17 protein-coding genes and 1 tRNA gene are annotated in these 12,112 nt (G+C 71.8%); 4 read left to right on the forward strand and 14 right to left on the reverse strand.

From position 1 onward, the window contains the following. Nucleotides 1-87: 87 nt before the first annotated feature. Together EV384_RS09225 and EV384_RS09230 are read left to right on the forward strand one after the other, a co-directional pair. Nucleotides 88-555, forward strand: a complete 468-nt coding sequence (locus EV384_RS09225; RefSeq protein ID WP_130331986.1) for a hypothetical protein — start codon at nt 88-90, stop codon at nt 553-555. Between the two features lie 98 nt (nt 556-653). Continuing rightward, nucleotides 654-1,622, forward strand: a complete 969-nt coding sequence (locus tag EV384_RS09230) for a hypothetical protein (protein ID WP_130331988.1) — start codon at nt 654-656, stop codon at nt 1,620-1,622. A gap of 21 nt (nt 1,623-1,643) precedes the next feature. Here EV384_RS09230 and mdlC read toward each other — a convergent pair whose 3' ends face one another. Continuing rightward, on the reverse strand, nt 1,644-3,239 hold the full coding sequence (mdlC, locus tag EV384_RS09235) for a benzoylformate decarboxylase (protein WP_130331990.1): 1,596 nt from the start codon (nt 3,237-3,239) through the stop codon (nt 1,644-1,646). Nucleotides 3,240-3,366: 127 nt separating this feature from the next. Next, nucleotides 3,367-4,170 (reverse strand): S-methyl-5'-thioadenosine phosphorylase, encoded by an 804-nt coding sequence (locus EV384_RS09240; protein WP_130340380.1) that lies wholly within the window; start codon nt 4,168-4,170, stop codon nt 3,367-3,369. Between the two features lie 142 nt (nt 4,171-4,312). On the opposite strand from EV384_RS09240, the gene EV384_RS09245 reads away from it, so the two are divergent. Both EV384_RS09245 and EV384_RS09250 read left to right on the forward strand, forming a co-directional pair. Continuing rightward, a complete protein-coding gene (locus EV384_RS09245) occupies nt 4,313-4,909 on the forward strand; it encodes a YqgE/AlgH family protein (RefSeq protein ID WP_423202894.1) in 597 nt (198 codons plus the stop codon). A gap of 88 nt (nt 4,910-4,997) precedes the next feature. Further along, nucleotides 4,998-5,070 (forward strand) — tRNA-Ala (locus EV384_RS09250). A gap of 107 nt (nt 5,071-5,177) precedes the next feature. On the opposite strand, the gene EV384_RS09255 is transcribed toward EV384_RS09250, so the two are convergent. The 12 genes from EV384_RS09255 to EV384_RS09310 form a co-directional block, all read right to left on the reverse strand. Beyond that, the gene (locus EV384_RS09255) at nt 5,178-6,314 is read right to left on the reverse strand and encodes a tyrosine-type recombinase/integrase (RefSeq protein ID WP_130331992.1); all 1,137 of its coding nucleotides are present in this window, start codon (nt 6,312-6,314) and stop codon (nt 5,178-5,180) included. Continuing rightward, a complete protein-coding gene (locus tag EV384_RS09260; protein WP_130331994.1) occupies nt 6,315-6,521 on the reverse strand; it encodes an excisionase family DNA-binding protein in 207 nt (68 codons plus the stop codon). It abuts the gene before it with no gap. 26 nt (nt 6,522-6,547) lie between these two features. Continuing rightward, a complete protein-coding gene (locus EV384_RS09265) occupies nt 6,548-8,329 on the reverse strand; it encodes a replication initiator (RefSeq protein ID WP_130331996.1) in 1,782 nt (593 codons plus the stop codon). Beyond that, the gene (locus tag EV384_RS09270) at nt 8,329-8,598 is read right to left on the reverse strand and encodes a hypothetical protein (RefSeq protein ID WP_130331998.1); all 270 of its coding nucleotides are present in this window, start codon (nt 8,596-8,598) and stop codon (nt 8,329-8,331) included. The genes EV384_RS09265 and EV384_RS09270 overlap by 1 nt, the downstream gene beginning before the upstream one ends. Continuing rightward, a complete protein-coding gene (locus tag EV384_RS35860) occupies nt 8,595-9,290 on the reverse strand; it encodes a hypothetical protein (RefSeq protein WP_130332000.1) in 696 nt (231 codons plus the stop codon). The genes EV384_RS09270 and EV384_RS35860 overlap by 4 nt, the downstream gene beginning before the upstream one ends. Beyond that, complete coding sequence (locus EV384_RS09280; RefSeq protein WP_130332002.1) at nt 9,277-9,579, reverse strand: hypothetical protein; 303 nt, start codon at nt 9,577-9,579, stop codon at nt 9,277-9,279. Before EV384_RS09280 ends, EV384_RS35860 begins: the two co-directional genes overlap by 14 nt. Further along, a complete protein-coding gene (locus EV384_RS09285) occupies nt 9,576-9,956 on the reverse strand; it encodes an RRQRL motif-containing zinc-binding protein (protein WP_130332004.1) in 381 nt (126 codons plus the stop codon). Before EV384_RS09285 ends, EV384_RS09280 begins: the two co-directional genes overlap by 4 nt. Next, entirely contained in the window at nt 9,953-10,252 is a 300-nt protein-coding gene (locus tag EV384_RS09290) for a hypothetical protein (RefSeq protein ID WP_130332006.1), read from the reverse strand. The genes EV384_RS09285 and EV384_RS09290 overlap by 4 nt, the downstream gene beginning before the upstream one ends. Then, entirely contained in the window at nt 10,249-10,695 is a 447-nt protein-coding gene (locus tag EV384_RS09295; RefSeq protein ID WP_130332008.1) for a DUF6197 family protein, read from the reverse strand. Before EV384_RS09295 ends, EV384_RS09290 begins: the two co-directional genes overlap by 4 nt. A gap of 87 nt (nt 10,696-10,782) precedes the next feature. Then, nucleotides 10,783-10,992 (reverse strand): hypothetical protein, encoded by a 210-nt coding sequence (locus tag EV384_RS09300; protein WP_130332010.1) that lies wholly within the window; start codon nt 10,990-10,992, stop codon nt 10,783-10,785. Continuing rightward, nucleotides 10,989-11,198: a hypothetical protein gene (locus tag EV384_RS09305; protein WP_130332012.1), complete on the reverse strand. Its 210-nt coding sequence runs from the start codon at nt 11,196-11,198 to the stop codon at nt 10,989-10,991. Before EV384_RS09305 ends, EV384_RS09300 begins: the two co-directional genes overlap by 4 nt. Beyond that, on the reverse strand, nt 11,195-12,064 hold the full coding sequence (locus tag EV384_RS09310) for an FtsK/SpoIIIE domain-containing protein (RefSeq protein ID WP_130332014.1): 870 nt from the start codon (nt 12,062-12,064) through the stop codon (nt 11,195-11,197). The genes EV384_RS09305 and EV384_RS09310 overlap by 4 nt, the downstream gene beginning before the upstream one ends. Nucleotides 12,065-12,112: the final 48 nt, after the last annotated feature.

Consider the following 12,112-nt stretch of genomic DNA (forward strand, 5'->3'; position numbering starts at 1 on the left):
AGATGAGGCGTTCCCCGGCCCTGGACAGGGCCGTCGGCCGGGTTCACCATCGCTGTACGCGGTAGCGCAGCAGTGCGGGAGGTGCCCATGGTCACCGGTCCGATCCAGCAGCCGTCCACCGTTGTCGCGGCGGCCCGTCCGCCCGCGCGCCAGCACCGGCCCACCCACCTCGGCGACATCCACGCCCTCGCCCGGGCGCTCGCCGCGCCGGCCGGAGAACCCCGCTGGCGGGAGCGGCTGATCACCCGCCTCGACCCGGTCCGGCAGGGCTTCGCCGAGCACGTCCGGGTCACCGAGGGACCCACCGGCTTCTACGCGGAGCTGCTGCACCACGCCCCGCGCCTGGACCGGGGAGTCCGCCTGCTCACCCGGGAGCACGCCGCCATCGCCACGGCGATCACCGCCCTCCAGCACGTCGCCGAGCTGCCCGGGGTGCCGGACGAGGAGCTGTGCGGGCGGGCGGGACAGCTCCTGCGGGCGCTGCACCGGCACCGGCAGCGCGGCGCCGACCTGCTCTGGGAGGCGTACGAGGCCGACCTGGGCGGGGAGACCTGAGCGTGGGTCCCTCGCTGTGCCTGGTCCGGGCCGGCCCGGCCCGTCGATGCCCGGGGACGTGGGCGGAACCGGTGGGGCGGGCGTGGCGTCCAAGAGGCATGCGTCGCACGATCGCCCTGCTGGGGCTGCCCCTCCTGGTCGCCGCCGGCTGCGCCCCGGCCGGCTCCGGCCCGGCCGGCGGCGGGCGCTCCGCCGGCAGCCCCGACCACCGCTGGGAGGCATTCGACCAGCGGGCCGGCGAGGTGGCCGAGGCCTGGCGCCCCGGCCCGGCGTGGCGTACCGGGTACGTCCCGCTGCAGGACGCCACGGTGCTGACCGGCGACCCCGGCTTCGGCCCCGACACGGAGGCGGCGTTCCGGGCGGGCTGGTACCGCGACCAGATCGCGCTGCCCACCGCGAAGCCGGGCGACGGCACCGTCCGGTTCCCGGACGGGACGCTACGGGTGCCGCTGGTCAGTGCCGCCGTCGCGTACGCCCAGCTGGACCAGGGCGATCCGCCGGCCTGCGACGGTCGGCCGAAGGAACCCGGGCGGCCCAAGGACGGACCGACCATCGAACCCGGGCCGGACGGCTCGGTCAGCAGCCCCGCAGATCCGGGCGCCTGCATCCCGCTGACCGTGACCGCCGTACGGCTGGGCACCGCCCCCGTCCGGACCAGCCGGGGCGTCGCCGACGTGCCCGCCTGGCTCTTCACCGTGACGGAGCTGAAGGCCCCGGTGGCCCGGCTCGCCGTCGCGCCGAGCGCGGTCGCCGCCGTACCGGAGGGGGTGGCGCCGACCCGGCCGGCGCCCGACGGCGTGGTCGGTACGCAGGACCTCGCGGCGCCCGCCGAGGGCGCGCGGCTGACCTACCGGCTCGGGGTCGGCGCCTGCGACACCGGCATCACCCCGCTGGTGCTGGAGCGCGACGACGTGGTGGTGGTCGGCGGGGGCGTCACCCGCTCGACCGGCGGCTGCACCGACCAGCTGCTCATCCATCCGGTCACCGTCACGCTGCGGGCCCCGCTGGGCGTCCGACCGGTGCTCGACGTGCTCACCGGCGCGCCGCTGGTGGTCGGCCCGCGCTGACCCGCCCCAGGGCGGCGACGGCTACATGATGCGCGGCACCTCGGTGCTGATCGGCACCGGCAGGACCGTCGGCCGGTCGGCGGCGAGGGCCGCGCCCAGGGCGTCGCCGAGCCGGTCGAGCGGGTCCACCACCTCCGCCGCGCAGCCGTAGCCGTGCGCCACGGCGGCGACGTCCAGCCCGGGCAGGTCGAGCGCGGGCACCCCGGGCGTGTGCTTCAGCTCGGCGAAGGCCTTGAGAATCGCGTACTGGTGGTTGACCGGGACCAGCACGGGCAGCGGCAGCCGCAGCTGGGCGGCGGTCCAGAGCGCCTGCACCGAGTAGTGGAGCGAGCCGTCGCCGATCACCGCCACCACCGGCCGGCCGCGCCCGGTGTCCCGCTCCGCCAGCGCGATCCCCACCGCCGCCGGCAGCCCGAACCCCAGCCCACCGCTGGCCATCGTGAAGTACGACCCGGGTCGGGTGATCCGCAGCCGGCGGCGCAGCGCGGCGAGGTTGGACGGGGACTCCTGCACCAGCACCCCGTCGGCCGGCCAGTGCCGGGCCAGCGCGGCGAAGAGGGCGTCCGCGTTCGGCGGGCTCGACTCCGCGGGCGGCTCCGGCTCGGGGCGAGCGCCCGGGGCGGGGCGGTCCGTCGCCGGCAGCAGGTCCAGCAGGCCCGCCAGGGCCAGCCCGGCGTCGCCGAGCAGGCTCTCCCCGATCGGGGCCCGGGCCGACTCGTCCGGGTCGTCGGTGACGTGCAGCAGCCGCGCGTCGACCGGCAGGTAGTCGCCCGGCACGTGCGGGTAGTAGCGGAACACCGGCGCGCCGACCACCAGCACCGTGTCGTGGCCGCGCAGCGCCTCCGCCAGCGGCCCGATCGCGTACGGCAGCACGCCCCGGTAGTGCGGATGGTCCTCGGGGAAGACGGCCCGCTCCGGCGCCGGGGCGGACCAGACCGGCGCGGCCAGTCGTTCGGCCAGGGCGACCGCCGCCGGCCAGGCGCCGGCCCGGTCCACCGCCGCGCCGAGCACGAGCACCGGGGAGCGGCTGGCCGCCAGCACCGCGGCGAAGTCGCGCAGCCGCACCGGGTCCGGCGCGTACCGGGTGGCCACCTCCCGCACCTGCGGCGACGGGTCCGCCGGCCGGTCCCAGTCGTCCAGCGGCAGCGAGAGGAAGACCGGCCCGGCCGGGGGCTGCACGGCAGTCGCGTACGCCCGCATGAACGCCGCCGGGATGTCCTGCGCCCGGACCGGCTCGTAGCCCCACTTCACGTACGGCTGGGTGAGCTCCGCCGCCCGGCGGCTGGCCAGCCGGGGTTCGATCAGCAGCATCTCCCGGTTCTGCTGGCCAGCCGTGACGATGAGCGGGGTCTTGTTGTGCCAGGCGGTGACCAGGTTGCCCATGCCGTTGCCGGTGCCCGGGGCGGTGTGCAGGTTGACGTGGGCGGGCCTCCCGGTGGCCTGCGCGTACCCGTCGGCCATGGCCATCGCCGACGCCTCGTGCAGGGCGTGCACGTAGCGGAAGTCGGCCGGGAAGCCCTGCAGGAAGGGCTCCTCGGTGGAGCCGGGGTTGCCGAAGATGATGGTCAGATCCAGCTCGCGCAGCAGGTCGTACGTGGTGTCGCGAACCGTTGCCATCGCCGGCTGCCTCCGTCTGTTGTTGCGGCGCCGGAGACGGCTCGTGATCAGTCCCCCGACCAGCCGAATCTATCGGGGCGGGCCGGTCTTTTCGGGCACTTCCTAGGTCTCGCGGGGGCACCGGCCGTCAGGGCAGCGGGAACGGCAGCTTGATCCCGTCCAGCGCGTGGCCGCAGGGGCAGTCCCGCTCGGCGGGGAGCGCGGCCACCGCGTCCAGCAGCACCCCGCGCAGCCGGTCGGTGTTCTCCGCGAAGACCCGGAACACCTCCTCCTGGGTGACCGACTCGCCGCTCTCCACACCCGCGTCCAGGTCGGTGACGAGCGCGATCGAGGTGTAGCAGAGGGCCAGCTCGCGGGCGAGCACCGCCTCCGGGTGGCCGGTCATGTTGACCACCGACCCGCCGATCGCGGCGAACCAGCGGGACTCGGCCCGGGTGGAGAAGCGCGGCCCCTCGACCACCACCACCGTCCCCCCGTCGACCGCCGGCACGTCCCGGCCCGCCGCCGCGTCCAGCAGGGTGCGGCGGCCGGTGGGGCAGTACGGGTCGGCGAACGAGACGTGCACCGCCCCCCGGTCGTAGTAGGTCTGGGCGCGCCCGCTGGTCCGGTCGATGAGCTGATCCGGCACCACGAAGGTGCCCGGGCCGAGCTCCGGCCGCAGGCCGCCGACCGCGCAGGGGGCGAGCACCTGGCGTACCCCGAGGGAACGCAGCGCCCAGAGGTTGGCCCGGTAGGGGATCAGGTGCGGTGGGTAGCGGTGGTCGCGTCCGTGCCGGGGCAGGAAGGCCACCCGGCGACCGCCCACCTCGGCGATCGTGATCGCGCCCGACGGAGCCCCGTACGGCGTCTCCAGCACGTGTTCGGTGGCGCCGTCGAGCAGGGCGTAGAGCCCCGACCCACCGATCACCGCCAGCTCGGCCGTCGGCCCCATCGAAACTCCCTCAGTCATGTTCGATCACCCGCCCGTCAGACCTTAGCCAGCGTGCGGGGCGCAGGCTATGGTGCCAGGCATGGCGTTGACAGCGCGGACGGTCCACCGCGTCGGGCCCCCTGTCCCGGCGTGCGGGTGACGAATGTCCGACATGCAGGAGGGGCAGGCGATCGGTGGTCGGGCCATGGAGTCGATGACCGGACGGCTGCTGGTCGCGACTCCGACGCTGAAGGACCCGAACTTCGACCGTACGGTCGTGCTGCTGGTCGCCCACGAGCCCGGCGGCGCCCTCGGTGTGGTGCTGAACCGCGCCACCGAGGTGCCGGTCGCCGACGTCCTCGGGGACTGGAGTGACCTGGCCCGCCACCCCGCAGTGCTCTTCGAGGGCGGCCCGGTGCAGCCGGACTCGGCCATCTGCCTGGCCCGGATGCGGCACCCGATCAAGCCGGTGAAGGGCTTCCACCGGGTTTCCGGCGCGGTGGGCACGATCGACCTCTCGGTGGACCCGGAGCGGCTGCGGGACGCCGTCGGCGGCATCCGGGTCTTCGCCGGCTACTCGGGCTGGGGCGCGGGCCAGCTGGAGCGGGAGATCGAGGAGGGTTCCTGGTTCCTGCTCGACGCGCTGCCCGGCGACGCCTTCGTCGACCGGCCGGACGACCTGTGGCCGATGGTGCTGCGCCGGCAGGGCGGCATGATGGCGGCGGTGGCCCACTTCCCCCCGGACGTGGCCCTCAACTGAGCCCCACGCAGGGGCCCCCCGCGAGATGACCATGCCGACCGGCGTGTGTATAGTTCTCTGCGTGCCCGGGCGACCGGGACGACAGCAAGGGGCCGTGGCGCAGCTGGTAGCGCACCACACTGGCAGTGTGGGGGTCAGGGGTTCGAGTCCCCTCGGCTCCACCCTTGAAGCAGGCGATACAAACGCCCTGGTCAACACCGATACGGTGAAGGCCAGGGCGTTCGTCGTCTCGCCCTCTGCTCGGTCGAGATGCCAGATCCATGCCAGATCATGTGCCGGGGCGTCCTCTCGCTTCCTCGATGAGCGCATCCAGGGCAGCGGCGATGGCGTGGTCTCGGTCACGCGTCGCGTGCTGGTAGATCATTGCAGCCCGAGTGCTGGAGTGGCCGATGCGCGCCATGAGTTCCTTGAGCGTGGCCCCGCTCTGCGCCGACCAGGTGCTGCCTGTGTGCCGAAGGTCGTGCAGGTGCAGTCCGGGCGAGTCCGGGATGCCAGCGACGAGTAGAGCCTCGCGCCACACTCGGTTGAAATTGCGCCTACGAGGGATCGCTCCGAGCGGACCAACGAAAAGGCGTCCGTTGGGGCCGGCTTGGGCGTGGCGAGCAAGGTGCGATTCTATGTCGACGCGAAGGCCCGGTGGAAGGCTAATCGGGCGGGTGCCCGCCGCCGATTTGGGATCGTCGTCCAATTGTGTTCCGTCCTGCATTTCAGCGGTGGCGCGGTGGACGCGCAGTTCCATCTGCGCGAGATCCACATCCCTTCGGCGAAGCGCCACCAATTCGCCGAACCGAAGTTGCGCGAAGGCAGCGAGGAGTACGAGTAGGCGGTAACGCGGCTGGATCGAGTCGGCGATGGCGAAGACCTGGTCGAGAGTTGCGGTCGGACGTTCTGGCGTCTTGTCCTGTCCGGCTCCCTTAATTCGGCAGGGGTTACGACGGATCAGGTCATCGTCGACGGCCGTGGCAAAGACGGCATGAAGGATGCGGTAGGTCTTGGCCAGGGTGGGCTTGCCGACGCCAGCTGCTAGCCGATCTGATCGCCAGCTGCGGACGTGCGCTGCGGTCACCTTATTGAGGGCCCGCTCGCCGAGGTACGGCTGGACATGGAGCCGTAGGTGCCGCACGTACTCCTCACGCGTGCGGGCCTTGAGGTCACGTTCGCGCACCCAGCGGTCCGCGTAGGCGGCCAGTGTGACCTTTCCTGCGTCGGGGTCGAGCCACTCGCCGCGAAGCAGCTCCGCCTCCATCTCCACCAACCACTGTTCGGCGGACCGCTTCGTGTCGAAGGTGGTCGGCGCTTTCCGTGGCAAACCATCCGCGCCGGTATACCTCGCCTGCCAAGCGCCGGACGGAAGTTTGCGAACGCTACCGAAACGGCGCTTTCGTCCTTTTGCGTTGCCTGCCAACTAGGCTGCCCTCCTCCTGCTCGGTCGTTGAATGGGGGTAACCGTGCAGCTATCGATGTAGGTGTTGAGAACACTCTCGGCGATACGCACATGGCGGCCAAATCGCTTGAACTCGATCCGGCGCTCCTCGATGAGGCGGCGAGGAAAACGCTCTGTTGTTCCGAGCCTCTCTGCTACTTCCGGGATGGAAAGGTACCTCTCTGACACCGAATGGTCCCTTCTTCTCGTTGTGATTACGCGGCTACCGGCACGGGGCCGGCAGCTGTACTTCCGAGTTCGTGGGCGAGTTCTTCGCGGCCGGTGGTTCGTCGTTCGCGGGCGAGGGCGGCGGCGGTGTTGGCGAGGAGGGCATCTCCGTTGGTGTGCCAGCCGACCCCGGCGAAGGTGAGGGTCCTGACGATGAGAGTGGTGTCGTCATCGAGGTGGTCGGCCGCTTGGACGGTGCCGCTGTGCTCGTCGCCCTGATTCTCGTGCCGGCGGAAGGCGACCCGCGTCTCCCGCAGGAACTGGAAGGTCACCGTGTAGCGGCGGGCCTTGGTGAGAAAGTGGCCACCGAAGCCGAGCATGTGCGCCCACCGACGCAGCCGGCCGTAAGGGTTGCCCGTCGGCGGTTTCGTGGGTTGGGCGTCAAGGGTGGCTTGACGGTGGGCGACGCAGACGGGGCAGGCGGCGTAACGGGTGCGGGTGCCACAGTCGGGGCACTCCCACGGCTCGACGAAGCCCGGCCGGGGCCGGTGGTCCAGGGGCCGGTGGGAGAGCGGGACGGGTGTACCGGTGGGTCGGCCGATGCGCCAGCAGGCGTTGATGAGGCGGGCGGTGTGGTCGCCGTCGGGGTCGGCGTAGTCGCCGATGGTGTCGGCGTCGAGCCGGACGGAGCGGTGCCCGGTTACCTCGGTGCTTTTGGTGGCGTACTTGGCAAGGTATCCGGCGACCATGCTGTCGGTGACTTCACCGCGACCGGTGAGCGAGATGGGGCGGATGTCGACCTGCTCGCCCCAGGTGATGGGCCAGCCCTCGGGCCGGTCGGGGTGGCCGGGGGTGTGGAATCGGACCTGCTCGGCGGCGTGCCGGAGGGCGTCTTCCAGGTCGGCGATCGTGAAGCCGGCCGGTGGGGGGACGACGGCGGTGGGGTCGGTTGGGTCGACGCCGTCGAGGCGGACCAGGGCGTGGAAGTGGACCGCCCCGCGTGCCTGGAACTCCGCGGCCTTGCCGTGCGACAGCCGGACCGGTGGCACCTTGCGGGTGTTGCCGGTGGCGGTGACGATCTGGACGCGGGGGATGCCTCGCCGGCGGGCGAGCTTGGCGAGGTGGCGTTCCGCGGCTTGCTTGGTGCGGTGCCACAACTCGCCGGAGAAGAGGTTCCAGACGACCTGGTGGTCGTGGTCGTAGCAGTCCAGACACAGCGGCTGCCCGAGGACCTGGTCCCCCGCTTCGTGGCGAGCCCAGCAGACGGCGGGTCGGCCGTGCTGGCAGAGGCCGGTGTCGCGGCGGGCGTGGCAGGGGTCGGGTCGGCAGTCGCAGCGCTTCCGATTCCGGCAGGTGTGCCGCTTGACGGCCCGAACGTGGACCGCGCCGAAGGACGGGGCGGTGAAGGTAGGGAACACCGCCGGGTGCCGGGACACCGACTCGGGGACACCCTTACCGCCGACCAGGCCCGCGCGGAGCAGCTGGTATGCGTCGCGTTGGTAGGTCTGGGCGCAGGACGGGCAGACGGTGGCCCGCCGGTTGCCGCAGGCGGTGTAGATGGCCGCGTCAGGCATGGCGTCGGTGTGCCGCTGGTCGAGCACCCGGCCGGTCAGCGGTTCGACGGTGTAGAGGCTGCCGGCGAGGCGGATGGGTCGGGTGCAGCCGGCGGCGGCCCGCACGTGTTCCAGCCAGCCGAAGTAGTCGGGTCCGGTGGCGCGTTCGAAGGCGGAGCCGGCGGCGGTGTAGCCGTAGACGGGCGGGATGGTGTCGGCGTTCGAGCCCACACCCCGGGCCGTGGCTCGGGGTGTGAGGTCCAGCGTCGAGGCCATCAAGCCGCAACCTCAGCGTCGAGGTGGTGGGTGGTGATGGTGCGTTCGGTGACGATGACCCGGCAGGCGCCGCACTGGCGCTTGGCCGGCTCGTGCTGGTGGCAGGGAACCTGGACGGTCTGTGCGCCGCAGCGGACGGTGACCGGTGCCCGGCAGGGTCCGCCGGGGATGACGTCGACGACGGTCCGGCGGATGTCGAACGGGTGCCCCTCGGGATGGTTGGGGCAGGTGTGGGTGAACTGTTCGATGTCGACGATGACGATGGTCATCGGGCACCACCGGCGATGGTGGTGAGGAGCTGCCCGGCCACGGTCGGGGCGATGCTCAGCCGGTCGGCCAGCTCGGTGGCGGTGATGGGTTGGCCGGTGGTCTGTTCGTGCTGCACGGCGGCGAAGCGGGCGGTGGGCAGCAGGTGGGTAGGAATGTCGACCGGCTCAGCAGCCGGGGTCGGCTCGGGGGCCGGGGTGATGGCGGCCGGCGGTGCCGGCTGGGTGGTGACCTGCTCGGCCACCTGGACGTGGATCGGCTCCACCGGCTCGGCGGCCGGCGTGTGCTCCGGCGTCGGTGCCGGGGCGAGGACGAGCTTGACCAGGGCCATGAACGCCAGCGCCGGGACGGCCGAGCGGAGCCACCCGGACGGGCTGGGCTTGGCGACCGCGAGTTGCGCGGCCAGGGACAGGCCGGCGGCGGCGATGAGCAGGAACAGCGGGTAGCCGATCGGAGCGCCGGCACGGCGGCGTCGGCGGATGGTCAGGAGGGAGGCGATGGGGACGAGTTCGGAGATAACGGCGTTGGCCCAGCCGAACCATTCCCCGGTGCCAGCAGGGGAGTTGGCGAGGGTCCAGTCTTTGACGTGGGTGAAGGAGGCCGCTCCGGCGAAGCCGGCGACGGTGAGCAGGATGAGGACCAGGACGACGCCCTCGATCCGGGGGCCGGTGGCGTTCCGGTCAGGGCTGGCCATGGCCGGTCACCTCCTCAGGAGTGGAGATGACGGTGCGCTGTTCGGCGAGCAGGCCGACGAGGCCGACACGGATGCCGTCGCAGGTGGCGCAGTGGTCGCCGTCGCCGACGGTGCAGTCGGCCAGGTGGGCTTCCTGGATAAGGCGGATCGACTCGGCGTAGTAGCCGGACAGGAACCGCTCGAAGGACAAGGGGCCGCGGGCGGCGAAGAAGCTGGCGAGGGCGCTGACGGCGTAGTCATCCACGGTCATCCGCTCCTGAGCGGCGAGGTTCGTGATGGCGGTGGTCATCGGGCACCTCCGGGGATGCAGTCGAGACAGGCACCGGTACGGCGCGGGATGTAGTAGGGCTGGACGAGGCCGCAGGAACGGCAGGTGCGGCGAGCGCGAAGCGCCTTGGCGATGGCCTCCCGCTGCGCGGGCGTGGCGACCCGTTTGGGGGCAGCGAGGTCGAGGCGGTAGAGGTAGGCGACGCGCTTGCCACGCCGCCAGAGAATCTGGGCGACCGGGTCATGTCCTCCGGGGCGCAGGCCGGCGGCGCGGAGTTGCCGGCGGGTGGCCAGCCCTTGCGGGGCGTCGAGGTAGGGGAAGGTGGGGAACCCGTAGCGGGTGCCGGCCGGGTCGTAGAACTCGACGGCCAGCCCGGTCGGTTGGGTGGTGGTGGTCATTGCTGGCCTCCCCAGCGCTGCTGGGCGGCCTGCCGGGTGATGCCGAGGCGCTGGCCGATCTCCGCCCACGAGTAGCCGAAGGCGCGAAGACCGATGACGGCGTCGCCGATGGCGTCGTCGAGGTTGGTCGAGAGGGCGACGAGGTCGCGGAGGGCTTCGACGTCGCCGGTGGCGACGCGGCGGCCGTGGGCGCGGATGATGCGGCGGGCGAAGGCCGCGAACTCGTCGTTCTCCACGACCGTCCGGTGCTTCAGTTGTTGCCCGAACGGCGTCAAGGACTTCTTGACGGTGCTCATCGGTTTTCGCCTCCCTGGTGGTGGAGGCGGTCCCATTCCTGTGCCGCGCCTTCGAGGGCGGTGATGACGTGCTCGGCGGTGCAGAGCGGGTCGTCGTTCCAGGAGTAGGGGGAGGTGTGGTCGTCGAGGTAGTTGCCGTCGTCGTCGAACAGGTGGATGGGGTAGTGGTCGTCGAGGTAGTCGGTCAGGACGGCGATGGCGTCGAGGTAGGCGTGCCGGTCGTCGGGATTGAGGTCGGAGAAGTGGTTGACCCGGTGTCCGGCGCAGGCGATGCCGATCGCGCCGACGGCGCAGGCCGGCGGCGTGGGGTAGTCGGCGGGGACGTCGGTGCAGTAGTAGGTGCCCTGGTGCCAGCCGTGCCGGCGCAGGTAGAGGGCAGCCATCCGCAGCAGGTCAGCGGGGGTGACCTGGACTTCGGTGGTCGGGTCTTGGGTAGCCTTCATGGCAGCCACGTCCTTTCGGTAGGGCTGTTGGTTGGTGGTCGGCAGGACCGGCGAGCTTGCGAGGCAGATCCGGTCCTGTCGGCCGTGCTAGTTGGTGCGCAGCCGCAGGTAGCGGCGCTGCCGGGTGTCGTCGCCGCCCATCAGGGCGGGTGGGGACAGGTAGACGAGCCGGCCGCTGGCGCTAGCGGCCTGGACCATGGCCTCGATCTCCTGCGGCCGGGCGATGATCCACAGCTCGGCGTACTGCGCCATCCGCTGGTTGTTGGCGCGGGCGTAGGTGCGCTCTCGGGTTGTCATGACGAGGGCTCCCATCCGGGGTCGGTGTAGAAGACGGCGGTGTCGGGGATCGGCTGGAGGCTGTCGGAGCCGCCCTGGTCGCATTGGTGGGAGCGGTGGCCGCAGGACGTGCAGCGCAGCGACTTCCAGGTGTTGCCGGTGACGGTGTCGATTTCGGCGTCGATGACGTCGAGGTGATCGGCGCAGTCGTGCTCCGGGATGGTCATGCCGCCAACCCCAAGTCGGCAGGGGCGTCGGTAGGGCTGGTGAGTCCGCCGGGTCGGCGGATCCAGGCCGCGTAGTCGGCGATGCCGGCGATCTGGGCATCCGACAGGTAGGCGACCTTGATGCGGCGCGGGACGCCGCCTTCGGCGATGAGGTAGGCCGCGCCCTGGTTGGTGGGCTGGATATCGGTGGCGGAGTAGCCCTGCTCGGCCCAGCCGTGACCGAGCACGATGTTCGAGCTGTTCGGGGTAGTGCACCGGAACGCGGCCCGGTAGCCGAACAGGTCCCGCAGGCTCGTGGGGATGATGTCGAAGCTAGGCCGCTGGGTTGCGGCCACGACGGGGATGCCGGCAGCGCGGCCACGAGCCACCAGGTCGCGCAGGAGAGCGACGAACTCTTCCTGCTCCTGCTTGCTGCCGACCGTCGCGCTGAAAAAGGCGATCTCGTCGACCAGGACAGTGATGACCGAGAGCCGGTCGAGGGCGGTCAGCTTGCGGCGCCCATGAGCCCGCAGCCAGGCATAGCGGTTGTTCATCACGACCTGAAGCCGCCTAAGGACGGTCAGAGCTTCGGTGATGTCGGGGCCGATGAACGCGTCGGCGCAGTCTTCCCACTGGCCGAGTTCGACGAGCTTGCCGTCCAGCAGCACGAGGCGGGAATCCACGCTGAGGGCGGCGTGGGCGGCGATGCAGTTGAGCAGGCCGGATTTGCCTCCGCCGGGTTCGCCACCGGCGAGGAGGTTGCGGTAGGCGAGGGTGATGTAGACGGGCTGACCGAACTCGTCGATGCCGACGAAGATGGGGTCGAACATCGACAGGCCAGGCCCCACCGGAATCCCCGCAGCAGGGGCGGGTGTCGTGGTGGTCATGGGTGCCCTCCTTGGGCGTTGGTGGGCGCGAGGAGCCACACGAACGAG

This window comes from Micromonospora kangleipakensis, from assembly GCF_004217615.1.
Classification (GTDB): domain Bacteria; phylum Actinomycetota; class Actinomycetes; order Mycobacteriales; family Micromonosporaceae; genus Micromonospora; species Micromonospora kangleipakensis.

Excerpts from the sequence above, each read along its gene's own strand:
- EV384_RS09225 (WP_130331986.1), top strand. The coding sequence starts at position 88 with ATGGTCACCGGTCCGATCCAGCAGCCGTCCACCGTTGTCGCGGCGGCC.
- EV384_RS09230 (WP_130331988.1), top strand. The coding sequence starts at position 654 with ATGCGTCGCACGATCGCCCTGCTGGGGCTGCCCCTCCTGGTCGCCGCC.
- mdlC (WP_130331990.1), bottom strand. The coding sequence starts at position 3,239 with ATGGCAACGGTTCGCGACACCACGTACGACCTGCTGCGCGAGCTGGAT.
- EV384_RS09240 (WP_130340380.1), bottom strand. The coding sequence starts at position 4,170 with ATGGGGCCGACGGCCGAGCTGGCGGTGATCGGTGGGTCGGGGCTCTAC.
- EV384_RS09245 (WP_423202894.1), top strand. The coding sequence starts at position 4,313 with ATGTCCGACATGCAGGAGGGGCAGGCGATCGGTGGTCGGGCCATGGAG.
- EV384_RS09265 (WP_130331996.1), bottom strand. The coding sequence starts at position 8,329 with ATGGCCTCGACGCTGGACCTCACACCCCGAGCCACGGCCCGGGGTGTG.
- EV384_RS09270 (WP_130331998.1), bottom strand. The coding sequence starts at position 8,598 with ATGACCATCGTCATCGTCGACATCGAACAGTTCACCCACACCTGCCCC.
- EV384_RS35860 (WP_130332000.1), bottom strand. The coding sequence starts at position 9,290 with ATGGCCAGCCCTGACCGGAACGCCACCGGCCCCCGGATCGAGGGCGTC.
- EV384_RS09280 (WP_130332002.1), bottom strand. The coding sequence starts at position 9,579 with ATGACCACCGCCATCACGAACCTCGCCGCTCAGGAGCGGATGACCGTG.
- EV384_RS09285 (WP_130332004.1), bottom strand. The coding sequence starts at position 9,956 with ATGACCACCACCACCCAACCGACCGGGCTGGCCGTCGAGTTCTACGAC.
- EV384_RS09290 (WP_130332006.1), bottom strand. The coding sequence starts at position 10,252 with ATGAGCACCGTCAAGAAGTCCTTGACGCCGTTCGGGCAACAACTGAAG.
- EV384_RS09295 (WP_130332008.1), bottom strand. The coding sequence starts at position 10,695 with ATGAAGGCTACCCAAGACCCGACCACCGAAGTCCAGGTCACCCCCGCT.
- EV384_RS09300 (WP_130332010.1), bottom strand. The coding sequence starts at position 10,992 with ATGACAACCCGAGAGCGCACCTACGCCCGCGCCAACAACCAGCGGATG.
- EV384_RS09305 (WP_130332012.1), bottom strand. The coding sequence starts at position 11,198 with ATGACCATCCCGGAGCACGACTGCGCCGATCACCTCGACGTCATCGAC.
- EV384_RS09310 (WP_130332014.1), bottom strand. The coding sequence starts at position 12,064 with ATGACCACCACGACACCCGCCCCTGCTGCGGGGATTCCGGTGGGGCCT.